This is a genomic window from Prosthecobacter sp. (assembly GCF_044236155.1).
GTDB lineage: Bacteria > Verrucomicrobiota > Verrucomicrobiia > Verrucomicrobiales > Verrucomicrobiaceae > Prosthecobacter.
The window spans coordinates 56,994-69,461 of sequence record NZ_JBIIHA010000027.1; the positions used below are offsets into that span (position 1 = coordinate 56,994).

Below are 12,468 nucleotides of genomic sequence, written 5' to 3' on the forward strand. Positions count from 1 at the left end.
ATGAACACACCATTCAGCCGCCGCCACCTGCTCAGCGCATCGAGCGCGGGGTTTGGCATGCTGGCGCTGCGCGGGCTGTTTGGAGCGGAGAGTCCGCTGGTCACGAAACGCACGCATTTTCCGGCGCGGGCGAAGCGCGTGATCTTTTTGTTCATGCAGGGCGGGCCGTCGCAGGTGGACACGTTTGATTTCAAGCCGGCGCTGACGAAGCAGCATGGCAAGGCGGTGAAGGAAGGCAGCCCCACCGTGTATTATCAGTCGCCGTGGCAGTTCAGGCCGCGTGGTCAGAGCGGGATGCTCGTTTCCGACCTGCTGCCGAACATCGCGCGGCATGCGGATGACCTGTGCGTGATCAATTCGATGCACACGGACCACAATGCGCATCCGCAGGCCATTTTGCAGATGAACACGGGCAGTTTTGCCTTCACGCGGCCAAGCGTGGGAGCGTGGTGCGTGCATGGCCTGGGCACAGAGAATCAAAACCTGCCCGGTTTCATCACGATCAATCCCGAATTCAGCGGCGGAGGGCCGTTGAAGCACGGTTGCGCGTTTCTGCCCGCCGCATGTGCGGGAACGCCGATCGGGCACGGCGGTGGCGGCAGCGCCACAGCGCCACCGAAGCCGCTGAAGGGCATTGAACTGCCGTTCATGAAGAATGCGTGGCTGAATGCGGAAGAACAGCGACGGCAGCTTGATCTCGTGCAGACACTCAATCGTCAAAAACTGGCCGCCGATGGCTCGAACGAGGCGCTGGAAGGCCTGATCACGTCAGCGGAGCTCGCCTTCAACATGCAGCGCGAAATGCCGGACGTGATGGATGTCACGAAGGAGAGTCCGGCGACGCAGGGGATGTATGGCATCGGCGACGGGAAGCCGACGGATCAAATCGGACGCGCGTGTTTGATGGCGCGGCGGTTTTGCGAGGCGGGTGTGCGTTTTGTGCAGGTGAATCATTCGTTTTGGGATGATCACACGGACATTTTCAAAGGTCATCCCGAGCATGCGCTGGAAACCGACCAGCCGGTGGGCGCGCTGCTGACCGATTTGAAACAACGCGGGCTCCTGGAAGACACGCTCGTGTTGTGGGGCGGCGAGTTTGGCCGTCCGCCGCTGTTGAACAAGAACAACGGACGCGATCACAACAATGTGGGTTTCACCATGTGGCTGGCAGGTGGCGGTGTGAAACCGGGCATCAAGTTCGGCAGCACGGATGAAACGGGGGCGACCGCGGTGGAGAACAAGGTGCATCTGCACGATCTGCATGCGACGATGCTGCACTTGCTCGGACTCGATCACGAGAAGCTCACGTTCCGTTATGCCGGCCGCGATTTCCGCCTCACCGACGTTTATGGCGAGGTGAAGCGCGGCATCATCGCTTAACGCGAGCCTTTTTTGGCCTTGGGCACGGCTTTGACGGGCTCGGGAGGCTTGGGCTCGATTTTTTCGTCGAGTGTCATCACCTTTGGCGGCTTCGGAGCCGGACCATCCCAGAGGAAATGCTCAAGGCGGATCTTGGTGGCGCGCTCCCGGGCCTCGACGGCGCGATCACCCGGGCGTTGGGAGATTTGTTCTGCCAAGCGAGCTGCAGGCTCCCACTGGCGTGCCGCTTCGAGCAGATCGACACCGAAGAAGCCCGCCTTGGCAAACCATAGATAGTCCGCCGGACTAGCGGGTGGTGTCATGTCGGCGGCGCGGAGGACATTGTAGCAGGCTTCAAGCGCCTCGGTGTCGCGTTTCGCGTCGTGATGCACGGAGGCGAGGGTAAATCCGGCGCGGGCCTTCCACAAAAAGGGCAGCGCGGGCGTGGTGAGGAATTCATCGAGCAGATCGGCGGCCGCGTCGAGGCGCGCCGGTTCTGTTTTGCCGAGCAGTAGCAGCACCTCGGCTTTTTCACAGATCGTCATGCGGCGCTGTTCTGTGTCGAGAGATTTCATGGCAAGCACCTTGTCCAAGGCCGCCAGCGCGGCGGCGTGATTGCCAAGCAGACGTTCGGAGAGCGCCTGCTGCCTGCGCGAAGCGACCGCGAGCGGGCCGTTTTTCAGAGCAAGATCATCCCAGATGGCGCGGGCGCGTGCATGCCCTTCCGCGCTCATGACGGAGGAGGCGGACATGGCGGCGAAGTAGAGGGCGGTCTCCGCGTGGGGCGTGTCTGGATATTCGCGGGCGATGATCTCAAACTCCGTGCGCGCGTTCGCGAAGTCCTCCAGCCGGTAGTGCGCGCCGGCGATCTTCAAGCGGACCTCCGGCAGCAGCTTGCTTTTCGGCCACGCCTTGATGAAGGCGGTGCCATCGGTGACGAGCGCCTTCAAATCGCCGGACGCCTCCCGCAACCACAGCCGCGTGTGGTCGATGTGTTCACGTTGAGACTGGGTGATAGTGTCTGCGGCAGCAGCGGTCTCGAGCGTGGTCTGCGCGTCTTGAACGCGTGGCGGGACGGACAGCAGCATCCACTCGGCCAAGGCAACGCAGGCGTCAGCGAAGCGGGGATGATCGGGATGAGAGCGGATGAAGGCGCGCAGCGCAGCCTCCGCGTCGGCTTTGCGTCCGGCGGCGAGAAAGAGGGCCTTTTCGAGTTCCAGCGTGGCGGCGGCGTCGCTGCCGGTCTTGCCGCCGGCGGTCGCGGATGTCAGGACTTCCAACTGGCCGAGCAAGCTTTGGTAAAGTGTGAAATCACCGGCGAGCACGGCGCTGACGGCCGTGTTGAACAGCGCCCGGCGGCGTTCGGTGAGCGTGGTGGCGAGATTGGCCGCGTTTTGAAACAGTCGCAGCGCCTGCCGGTGCTCACCACGGCGGAAGAGGATGCTGCCGGCGGCGAAATCGACCGGCGCGGAGGAAGCTCCGAACCGCGCGCGCCAGTCATCGGCCAGTGCGAGCACGCGCGTGTCGTTGCGATGGTTCGCGTGAATCTCCATGGCCATGCGCATGGCATCGCGCAAGCGCGGATGTCCGGGATGAGTTTGAATCAGCGCCTCAAGAAGGCTGACGGCCTCGTCGTCCCGCTTTGAGGCGGCAAGCCAGCGCGCGGTGAGGAAAACGGCGTGTCCGCGAAACTCGTCGCCTGCACGGGCCAGAGCTGGCGGTGGATCCGGCTGCTGCTGGGCTGCGTTGCCGGAGGAAAGCCAGCGCAGCACGGCCTCGGGCAGCGTGCGCGGCTCCGGGAGCGCATGATGCGAGCGGTCGAGCAGGTCAAATGCTTCCGTCCACAGCGGGCTCTCCGCAGTGGAATCGAGAAACTTCAACAAGTGGTCGCGCGCCTTCGTCGGCTGCCTCTGCTCAAGGAGAATCTCGGCTTGAAGAAGAATGGCGGCGTGGTGGATGCGCTCGCCGCCGCTGGCGGAATCGAGTACTTTTCGCAAAGTGGTTTCGGCTGCCGCTGCCTGGCCGCCTTTCAGCAGGGCGCGTGCGCGCAGGTATTGGCCGGTGGCGTCCGTGACGGCCACGGACGAAGGATCAGGTGTTTTGCCCTCGTTGATTTCGATCTCGCTTTCCAGCAACCGTGCATGCGCGGTCAATGATGCATCGGAGGAGGCGAGAAGAGGGGCAAGCTCGGCGCGCGCATCGGCATAGTCGCCGAGCGCGGCCAGGATTTGCGCCAGCAGGAGGCGTGAACGGGGATGTTGAGGTGCTGAGTCGGCCTCGGTCAAAGCTTTGCGGGCTTCGGCAAGATTCCCCATCAGGAAGAGGGCCTGGCCGCGCCAGAAAGTTTCGTCATCAAGGTCATGCGCGTCGGCGAGAGCCAGCACGCGGGCGCCGTCCTCGGCCCGTGTCCAAGCCTCCGCCGCGAAGGTGGCGAGCTGCCGCGTCTCGACGCGGGACCAGTCCTTGCTTTTGAGCATGCGCTCGGCCTTCACGCCTGCGACCCCGGGCAACCCGTCGGCCAGCGCCTGCCTTGCGGAGACAAACTCGGGCGCTTCATCCAGTCCTGCGGCGAGGAGGGCGGCGGGAAGGGAAAGAAAAGTCGCTATGAGTGTGAAACAGCTTGGCCTGGGCATGCGGACAGCAGCCTATCTCATCAATCGGCGCACGGCAAAGAAGAATGCCTGACCTGGCGGCTGACTTGATGCTTAAAATTGATCCAGCAGGTAGCGGATAAGGTCGGTGGAGGTGACCATGCCGACGAGCTTTCCTCCATTGACGATGGGGAGGGAGTGGAAGTCGCTTTTCGCGAGGATTTCGGCAGCTTCGCGCACGGTGCCAGTTTCGGACAGCGTCACTGGGTCTTTTTTCATCACCTGCTCCAAGGACAACGTGTGGTCGAGTGTGGCATCAACGGTGCGCTCGTCGGTGTTGAAGGCGTCGCCAAAGCTCACGCGCAGGATGTCGCTCCAGGTGATGATGCCGATGATCTGGTCACCATTCACCACCGGGATGTGATGCACGCCGTGCTCGCGGACGAGGGCGCGGACTTTGGAGATCGGATCGCCGTGATGAACGGTGATCACGTTGCGGGTCATGAGATGGGAGATGGGATCGTTGCGTTTCATGGTTGGGTTGGTGATGAAACCATGCCGAGGGCCGCAACAGTTGCTCTGCGGCGCTTGCGCATGCGTGGCCGGATGTTGTCACTGATTAAAGCACTTCGACCACGACCGCGCTCGCATTGTCACGGCCGGATTCGCTGACTGCGTGCTCGACAAAGGCTCTGGCGTCGCTTCCGGCCGCGAGCATGTCTTCCAAGGCGTGGTCCCAGATGCCGTCGATGACGCCGTCCGTGCAGAAAAGAAAGCGGTCGCCGCTTTCACAACGCACCGAGCCGACCTGTGGGTCAAGATGCTGGTGGCCGGCGCCCACCACCTGGCTGAGGATGCTTTTGCGCGGATGGTTGCGCGCCTCGCGCTCGTTGAGCTTTCCCTGGCGGCGGAGCCAGCCGACATGCGAGTGGTCTTCGGTGATCTGCCGCAGCCTGCCGTCTTTCGGCAACCAGTAGATGCGGCTGTCACCGACATGAGCGAAGTGCATGCAGCCAGGCATGAACCAGCCGAGGCTCAGCGTCGCTCCCATGCCGCGGCACTCGTCGTAGTAGCGGCCGAGGCGGCTGAGCTCCTCGTGTATGCGGTGAAAGAGCTCCACGAGCACGTCTCCCTGGCCGGCGGAGATTTGCTGCGCGGACTGTTTAAAACTCTGCGGCAGCAGCTTGGTGATCTTTTCCGTGGCGATTTTGCTGGCGAATTCGCCCGACTTCGCCCCGCCCATGCCGTCGCTGACCGCGAAGACGAAGTCACCGCTGTCGTGCGTGGACTCGCCGATCTTGCCGAGGTAGCGCACCTCGCGGGCGTCGAAATTCAGCGCGAGGAAGGTGTCCTCGTTGTTCGCGCGAACGCGGCCCGGATGGGTCATGCCGGACCAGCGGAGGTGGTTGGGTGGTTGGGGCGGGTTGGGATCGCTCATGCAGAAGCGTTTTGGGCTGGCGTGTCGAGCACGGTCGCGAATTCGAAGTCGATCAGGCAGAAACGGCCGTCGCTGGCGCGGTAGGTGACGTTGCGGTCGAAAGGATCGTCGTGGCGGACGCCGAAGTTGCGCTCCAGCTCGGAGAAGATCTCCTTTACACGGCTTTCGCTGATGCGTTCGACACGGGAGCCGCAGTTTGTGGTCACCAAATAAAGCTGGTCCTCATGGGCCTCCAGGATCCGGGGCACATAGTCGCAGCCGCGCTCCTCCAGCTTTCGCAGCACCCGGACTTCGTTGGCGAAGCGCGCGGCGGCGTCCGGGCCGCGGAAATACTTGTGCACGCGGCCGTCGTAGCCGATCCGGACGAGAGCGCGCTGGGTGTTTTTGGCTTCGTGCATGAAAAAAATGGAGGTGGCATCCTTCCGGCAGGGCTCTCGAAGTCGCAAGCAGGCAAAAATTCATCTCGCTTCTGGCACGCGCCATGCTCTAGATGCGCGCGCCCATGGTTGAAGCCTTCCGGTTCTCAGCCGGGCAAACCTCAAGTCACACATATCAACCATGGCCAAATACAAACTCGAATACATCTGGCTGGACGGCTACGAGCCTGTCCGCAACCTCCGCAGCAAGACCCAGCTCAAAGATTATGCCAGCTTTCCGAAGCTGGAAGACCTGCCCAACTGGGGCTTTGACGGATCCTCGACGCAACAGGCCCCCGGCGGCTCCTCTGATTGCGTGCTGAAGCCCGTGGCCGTGTATCCCGACAGCACCCGCAAGAACGGCGTGCTCGTCATGTGCGAAGTTTACAATGCTGACGGCACCCCGCATGCCTCCAACGACCGCGCCACGATCCTTGACGATTCGGATGCCTGGTTCGGTTTCGAGCAGGAATACTTCCTTTACCAGGACGGACGCCCCCTCGGCTTCCCTGAGAACGGCTACCCCGCTCCGCAGGGTCCCTACTACACGGGCGTCGGCTACAAGAATGTTGGCGACATCGCACGTCAGATCGTCGAAGAGCATCTCGACATCTGCCTCGACGCCGGCATCAACCACGAAGGCATCAACGCCGAGGTGGCGAAAGGCCAGTGGGAGTTCCAGATCTTCGGCAAGGGCTCCAAGACCGCTGCTGACCAGGTCTGGGTGGCTCGCTACATCCTCCAGCGCCTTTGCGAAAAATACTGCGTGGACATCGAGTGGCACTGCAAGCCCTTGGGTGCCACCGACTGGAACGGTTCCGGCATGCACGCCAACTTCTCCACGAAGTTCATGCGTGAAACGGGCGGTGAGAAGTACTTCCTCGCGCTCATGGCTGCCTTCGACAAATACAAGGAGGAGCACATCGCCGTCTATGGTCCGGACAATCACATGCGCCTCACCGGCCTGCATGAGACCCAGAGCATCGACAAGTTCTCCTGGGGCATTGCCGATCGTGGTGCCTCCATCCGCGTGCCGCACAGCTTCAAGAACAACGGTTGGAAGGGCTACCTCGAAGACCGCCGTCCGAACAGCCAGGGCAATCCTTACCAGATCGCCAGCCGCATCCTCAAGACGATCGCGACCGTCCCGACGGCCTGATTGCGCTGATATCGAGATTTATCTCACCCACAAACGCCGCCTGGAAACAGGCGGCGTTTTTTGTTTTGGTCGCGAAGTTTGCAAACCTGCGTCAACGAGTTAGGAGAAGGCGTATCCCCAACCCATGCTCACCGAACAAGACATCCGCTCCGCCCTTGGCAACGTCCGCTACCCTGGCTTCAGCCGCGATATTTTGTCCTTTGGACTCGTGAAGGGCATCCAGGTTGATGGCGCGAATGTCACGGTCGAAATCTCCCTCGCCACGCGTGACCCGAACATCCCGCGCCTCATCCACGAGCAGGCCATGGACGTGCTGAAGAAGCTGCCCGGCGTGGGTGAAGTGAGGCTGAACTTCGACATCAAGGAACCGCCCGGCACAAACACGACAGCCAGCGAGAAACTCGGCAAATCGAGCATTCCCGGGGTGAAAAAAGTCATCGCCGTGGCCTCCGGCAAGGGCGGCGTGGGAAAAAGCACCGTCGCCTCGAATCTCGCGGTCGCTCTGAGCCAGCTCGGTCTGCGCACGGGTTTGTGTGACTGCGATTTATACGGCCCCAGCATCGCGCACATGTTCGGCACCGACGAGCGTCCGTATCAAAACGACGAGCAGCAGATCGTGCCCATCGAGAAGAACGGCCTGCAGCTCATGTCGATGGGATTCCTGCTCGAAGATGGATCGCCCGTCATCGTGCGCGGTCCCATCGCCACACGCTATACGCAGCAGTTCCTGCGTCAGGTCGCTTGGGACAATCTCGATGTGCTCGTTCTCGATCTGCCCCCGGGAACGGGCGACATCCAGCTCACCATCGTGCAAACTGTGGCGCTCGACGGAGCGGTGATCGTCACCACACCGCAGGAGATCGCGCTCATCGACGCCCGGAAGGCCATTTCCATGTTCCAAAAGGTGAACGTTCCCATCCTCGGCATCATCGAGAACATGAGCTACTTCCTCTGCCCGAGTGACGGCAAGATGTATCACATCTTCGGCAAAGGCGGCGGCGAACACGAGGCGAAACGCCTCGGCGTGCCGCTGCTCGGCCAGATCCCCATCGAAATGAGCGTACGCGAGTGCGGGGACGAGGGGCATCCCGTCGCTCTGGAAGATCCGGCGAAGTCCGCCGCGTCAAAAGCCTTCCGTGAGATCGCGGCGAAGCTGAAATGAAAATGGAGCGCCTGCGTCCCGCAGGCTGTTTTCCGCGTCTCGCGGAAAACCGTCCTTGAAGTGTGCGCCATCTTGTCAGGCTGCCTCAGGGATTGTCACATACTCGGACGGTCTTCAGCGGGACGCTGAAGACAGCACGCGAGACGCGTGCGCTCCTGCCGAACCTACTACTTCGCCTCCACAGCGGGTTTGTCGCCGAGCTGAAGCGTTGGAGCCTTGGCGTCGGCGCTGACGTTCAGCGCCAGCCAGTGACCGTTGATCGCGTGAGCGGGGAAGCCGCAGGCAAAAGCATATTCTCCTTCTTCATCGGCGACGAACTTGAACTCCGCCTTGTTGAGAGAAATACCGACTTCCGGCTTCGGCACACCCGCGCCGTCGAAGTAGGGCTCTCCCATTTGCAGCTTCTTCGTCATGTCCTTCTCCACCACGACAGCGCTGTGCGGGATCGGGCTCGGATTGATGAAGGTCACTTCGACCGTCCAGTCCTTCGGGATCGTGAACACACCCTTGCCATGCGAGTGACCGTTGAAATTCATGCCGTAGTTCGCGGAGGTGTAGGTGGCGATGAGCGTGACTTTCACGGTTTTGGGCTTGTCGCCCAGTTTGAGGAAATCGGCCTCGGTGATGCCGGCGAAGAGCTCTTTTTTCAGTCCTGGAATGTCCACCGCGTGCGCGTCATGGCCTGCGGGCGGTGTGGCGGGCTGCTGGGCGGAGGAAAATGATGAAAGAAGCAGAAGGGCGGTGAAGAGGCGGCGGATCATGGTCGGGACGGATGGAAGCGGGTTTCGCAGAACGCGCAAGAGAGGATGAAACTGTCGGCTTGGCACGATGAATCTCGCCTTCTGCGAAAAAATCTCCCAAGATGTCCGCCACGTTCCCGTGATGCCCGGCGAACACGACCTCATGAGTGACACGCACGATCTTTTCCTGGAAACCCTGCGGCGCTACGAGCGGCCCCTCATCCGCTACGCGCACGGTTACACCGGGGACCTGGAAGACGCGCGCGACATCGTGCAGGACGTGTTTGTGAAGCTTAGCCAGAACCTCGCGACGCTCGACCAGGAGCGCCTGGCCCCCTGGCTCTTCACCGTGTGCCGCAATCGCGCCCTCGACCATCATCGCAAACATCAACGCATCGTTGTCATGGAAACGGAAACCCTCGATCTCGAACCCGCCGCCGACCCGGCGCCCAATGACGCGATGGAGAAGCGGGAAACCGCCACCGCGCTGCGCGATCTCATCGAAAGCCTGCCCACGCGCCAGCGTGAGGCCGTGCGGCTGAAGTTCATCGCCGGACTCGACTACCAACAGATCAGCGCCGCGATGAAAACCAGCATCGGCAACGTCGGCTACCTCATCCACCACGGCGTCGCCGCCTTGAAGACCAAATGGCAGGCGCATGAGCAGCCGCAGCCCGTGAAACTGAAGGCCGTGATGGCCTGAAATCCTCAAACCACCCTTTTGACCATGAAACCGGAACAAATCACCGCCTGGGCGCTCGACGAAGCCAGTGCCGAAGAACGCGAACGGCTCGAAGTCGAGCTGCGCGACGACCCGAAGGCCAAACAGGCCGCCGAGGCCACGAAAGAATTCTGCCACTTTCTGCTCACCGAACTGCGAGATGACTCGCTCGCGCTCACGGATGAGCAACGGGAGCGGTTGCAGGCGCGGCCAACCATTTCGACCGCCCAACCGGGCGGGCCGAAGCCTGGACAACGCACCCAATGGCGCACCGGCGTCATTGTGAGGCTCGCGCTTGCCGCGTGCGTCGTTCTGGGCGCGTTCTGGACGTGGAATGTGTATGAAACGCGGCAGCTTTCCCGGTTTGCCATGGATGGAGTGGCTTTGAACGAGGACGCGAAGGAGCATCGCGTCCAGCTTCAGAGGCGCGTCTCGGAGGTGACGCGGGCAAAGCCCATGTCAGAATCCCGTCTGCTCGAGGAAAAGACGCTGGAATCGCTGTCTGCAGCCGTGCCTGGCAAAACATTGGCCGCTCCTTCAGCGCCTCAGACAAGCCCGGAGATTCCGCGTATGCTGACGATTCACTCAGGCCAGACCACGATGACGGCCGACGATGTTGTTGAATTGAAGAAATTGCAGGACCAGACGGCCTATGGATTGAGTTCTGCAAAGAGTGATCCCGCCGCCGCGCGCACCCTGGCAGTCACGGCTGGCACATCTCTTGATCTCAACGGGATGACGGTGGCCGGCAGCGGTGGTGTGAACAAGACCGGTGACGGCACCGTAGTCTTGCGCGGTGGCAGCGTTGATCATCCCGGTGCGGCGGTCAGCTCGGGCACACTTGCCATAGGCGGCGGCGTCATCACAACACCGCAATCATCAGCAGCGCCTGCTTCCGGACCTGTTGATTTAATCAAAGCCGGCGCGGGCACGCTGACTTTGGGAGGTGCGAACACCTACACTGGAACGACGGTGACAGTGGATGGTATTGTCAGTGGTGGCGGCACCACAGCGACAGCGGCGAAGCCGATGGAAGGATGGGCCGCGCCTGTGATCACGCTTGGGGCTTTCACGACTGCCACGCCAGCCTCTCCGACGGTGGTCATGAACCCACAGCCGGATGCGTATTACTTTGCCGACGTCAAAGACTCGGATTCGGATGGTTTGAGGCGCCAGCGCTTGTTGGAGCGGGAAACGGCACCCGAGCAGCGCCGGAAATCTGGCGCGGAAGGCGAATCCTACACCCGGATCATCGAAAACGAGCTGAAGGACGTGGCGCGTGAGCCGCTTTCGACGTTCTCGATTGATGTCGATACGGCGTCGTATGCGAACGTGCGGCGGTTTTTGAACCAGAACATGATTCCGCCTGCTGACGCGGTGCGGATCGAGGAACTGGTGAATTATTTCCCCACGGCGGAGGAAGGGCCGGTGCCGACGGCGAAGGAGCCGTTCGGAGTGCGTGTGGAACTGGCACCCTGCCCATGGCAGCCGGTGCATCGCCTGGCCCGCATCGCGATCAAGGGCCGCGAACTCGGCAACGAGCGCAAGAACAGCAATCTGGTCTTCCTCGTCGATGTTTCCGGCTCGATGAACGAGCCAAGCAAACTGCCGCTGGTGCAGCAGTCGCTGCGCATGCTGACCGAACAGCTCGGGGAAGGGGACAGGGTGACGATGGTGGTGTATGCGGGCAGCAGCGGTCTCGTTCTGCCACCGACAAATGGCGAGAAGAAAAGCGAAATCCTCGCCGCCATCGACAAACTCCAGGCTGGAGGCAGCACTCACGGCAGCGCGGGCATCCAACTGGCCTACGAGCAGGCTGTGGCCGGTTTCATCAAGGAGGGCGTGAACCGCGTGATTCTCTGCACGGACGGCGATTTCAATGTCGGCGTCAGTTCGCCGGAGGAATTGGAGAAACTGATCACGAAGAAGGCCAAAAGCGGCGTCTTCCTGAGCGTGCTGGGCTTTGGCAGCGGCAATCTGAAGGACCGCACGATGGAAACGCTGGCCGACAAGGGCAACGGCAACTACGCCTACATCGACAGCCTCAGCGAGGCGCGCAAGGTGCTCGTGGAGCAGATGAGCGGCACGCTCGTCACCATCGCGAAAGACGTGAAGATCCAAGTCGAGTTCAATCCGGCAGCGGTTAGGAGTTATCGGCTCATTGGTTATGAAAATCGCATGCTTGCCAAAGAAGACTTCAATGATGACACGAAGGACGCTGGTGAAATCGGCGCGGGTCACAGCGTGGTGGCGCTTTATGAAGTCGTTCCGGCGAATTTGCCGCACGGAACCGAGTCGCGGCCTGCGGTGGACAGTTTGAAGTATCAAGCGCCCGTGATCTCACCTGCACAGCTCGCCGAGGCGGCCAAGAGCGGCGAGATGATGACCGTGAAGCTGCGCTACAAGGAACCGGACGGTGAACTGAGCAAACTCATCGAGAAGCCGGTGAAGGACGAGGGCAAAACACTCACTGCGAGCAGCGAGGAATACAAATTCAGCGCCGCCGTGGCCGGCTTCGGCCTGCTGCTGCGTGATTCGGCCTACAAGGGCACGCTGAGCTGGGAAACCGTGCGCAGGCTCGCCATCGACGGCAAGGGCGCGGACAAACTCGGCTACCGTGGCGAGTTTTTGCAGCTCATCGACAAGGCGCGAGGATTGAAGGAGACGAGGCCGTGAATGGAATGACGAAACCAGAATGGCGAATGCCGAATGAATGACGAAGTCCGAATGGTTCCTGTGTCGTGATCGGGGCATTCGGGTTTCACTCGTCATTCCTCATTCTGGTTTCGTCATTATCCAGAGTTGAATCACGAGCGTGGTTCGTTATCGGAATCCTCATGGAACTCGTCAACAACGCTCCCAACGTGCCCGCTGCGGTCGGG

General features: G+C 61.5%; 10 protein-coding genes. 5 read left to right on the top strand and 5 right to left on the bottom strand.

Annotated elements, in window-relative coordinates; genetic code table 11:
- Positions 1-1,380 (top strand): DUF1501 domain-containing protein, encoded by a 1,380-nt coding sequence (locus ACILSE_RS18980; RefSeq protein ID WP_395719006.1) that lies wholly within the window; start codon positions 1-3, stop codon positions 1,378-1,380.
- On the opposite strand, the gene ACILSE_RS18985 is transcribed toward ACILSE_RS18980, so the two are convergent.
- From ACILSE_RS18985 to ACILSE_RS19000, 4 genes are all read right to left on the bottom strand, one after another.
- Entirely contained in the window at positions 1,377-3,992 is a 2,616-nt protein-coding gene (locus tag ACILSE_RS18985; protein ID WP_395719007.1) for a tetratricopeptide repeat protein, read from the bottom strand. The genes ACILSE_RS18980 and ACILSE_RS18985 overlap by 4 nt on opposite strands.
- Before the next feature lie 72 nt (positions 3,993-4,064).
- Entirely contained in the window at positions 4,065-4,484 is a 420-nt protein-coding gene (locus ACILSE_RS18990) for a CBS domain-containing protein (protein ID WP_395719008.1), read from the bottom strand.
- A gap of 85 nt (positions 4,485-4,569) precedes the next feature.
- The gene (locus tag ACILSE_RS18995; protein WP_395719009.1) at positions 4,570-5,388 is read right to left on the bottom strand and encodes a PP2C family protein-serine/threonine phosphatase; all 819 of its coding nucleotides are present in this window, start codon (positions 5,386-5,388) and stop codon (positions 4,570-4,572) included.
- Positions 5,385-5,786, bottom strand: coding sequence for a serine/threonine protein phosphatase (locus tag ACILSE_RS19000; protein ID WP_395719010.1), 402 nt, complete (start codon positions 5,784-5,786; stop codon positions 5,385-5,387). The genes ACILSE_RS18995 and ACILSE_RS19000 overlap by 4 nt, the downstream gene beginning before the upstream one ends.
- Positions 5,787-5,946: 160 nt before the next feature.
- Here ACILSE_RS19000 and ACILSE_RS19005 point away from each other — a divergent pair, with 160 nt between their 5' ends.
- Together ACILSE_RS19005 and ACILSE_RS19010 are read left to right on the top strand one after the other, a co-directional pair.
- Positions 5,947-6,963 carry a glutamine synthetase beta-grasp domain-containing protein gene (locus ACILSE_RS19005; protein ID WP_395719011.1) on the top strand — a complete coding sequence of 339 codons (1,017 nt, stop codon included), beginning with the start codon at positions 5,947-5,949 and terminating at the stop codon, positions 6,961-6,963.
- A gap of 124 nt (positions 6,964-7,087) precedes the next feature.
- Positions 7,088-8,125: an Mrp/NBP35 family ATP-binding protein gene (locus ACILSE_RS19010; RefSeq protein ID WP_395719012.1), complete on the top strand. Its 1,038-nt coding sequence runs from the start codon at positions 7,088-7,090 to the stop codon at positions 8,123-8,125.
- Between the two features lie 167 nt (positions 8,126-8,292).
- On the opposite strand, the gene ACILSE_RS19015 is transcribed toward ACILSE_RS19010, so the two are convergent.
- Positions 8,293-8,886 (bottom strand): sulfocyanin-like copper-binding protein, encoded by a 594-nt coding sequence (locus tag ACILSE_RS19015; protein WP_395719013.1) that lies wholly within the window; start codon positions 8,884-8,886, stop codon positions 8,293-8,295.
- Positions 8,887-8,953: 67 nt separating this feature from the next.
- On the opposite strand from ACILSE_RS19015, the gene ACILSE_RS19020 reads away from it, so the two are divergent.
- Together ACILSE_RS19020 and ACILSE_RS19025 are read left to right on the top strand one after the other, a co-directional pair.
- On the top strand, positions 8,954-9,568 hold the full coding sequence (locus tag ACILSE_RS19020; RefSeq protein WP_395719014.1) for an RNA polymerase sigma factor: 615 nt from the start codon (positions 8,954-8,956) through the stop codon (positions 9,566-9,568).
- Positions 9,569-9,592: 24 nt separating this feature from the next.
- A complete protein-coding gene (locus ACILSE_RS19025; protein ID WP_395719015.1) occupies positions 9,593-12,262 on the top strand; it encodes a von Willebrand factor type A domain-containing protein in 2,670 nt (889 codons plus the stop codon).
- The last annotated feature ends 206 nt before the right edge of the window (positions 12,263-12,468 follow it).